Annotated in this window: 1 protein-coding gene; it reads right to left on the bottom strand. The window is 52.5% G+C overall.

Translation table 11 applies throughout. From position 1 onward, the window contains the following. Positions 1 to 635, bottom strand: a 635-nt coding sequence (locus tag HRQ87_RS20000; protein WP_343035434.1) for a DMT family transporter, incomplete at its 3' end; no start/stop codon positions are given. Between the last annotated feature and the right edge of the window lie 13 nt (positions 636 to 648).

The raw sequence follows: 648 nt of genomic DNA, 5'->3' as shown, positions 1-648 counted from the left end.
CCTTGGCCGAGGATTTGACCAATCAGAACAAGCACCAGAAGCATCAGCACTGTCTGAATGGATTGCGGCAACGGGAAACCTTGCGCTACAAAGAAAGGCAGCAAAAACAATGTGCTAACAGCTGTCACAACTGCCATAATGGGAATCGTCGACAAACCGCGTTTTCGCAGCTCTGTCACGCCAACAACGTAGCAGGCGTAACAAAAGGCAGCCAGAAGCGCGAGGACGTTCCCCACCACTTGAGAGTCTGTGCTCTGAGGCGCGCCCATCAGCAAAGCGCACCCGCCTAGCGCGATAGGTAGCATGACCCAGAATTTCAGATCCGGGCGCATTGTTAGACCGACAAGCCCCAGAATTCCCACAAAGAACGGGGCACAATTGGTCAATAGCGTTGCTATCGCCACATTCGAAAGGCGGATCGCCATATGCATCAGGACTAGATCTACCGCGAAAATCAGAGCCGTCAGCAGACAAAGCACCTTTGTGTTGATCCTTCGGATCGGTTCGATGGACACCACAATGTTGCGCGCAAACAGGACGGTTCCAATCGCAAAAATTGGCGCTGAAAGGGCTACACGATAAAATGCTGATGCTTCTGGCGACAAATCGACGGACTTGACGATAACTGGTGCCACGCCTAAGCAGCTA

The sequence above is a fragment of the Parasulfitobacter algicola genome (genome assembly GCF_013315265.1).
GTDB lineage: Bacteria > Pseudomonadota > Alphaproteobacteria > Rhodobacterales > Rhodobacteraceae > Parasulfitobacter > Parasulfitobacter algicola.
This window is presented reverse-complemented; position numbering and strand designations above follow the sequence as displayed.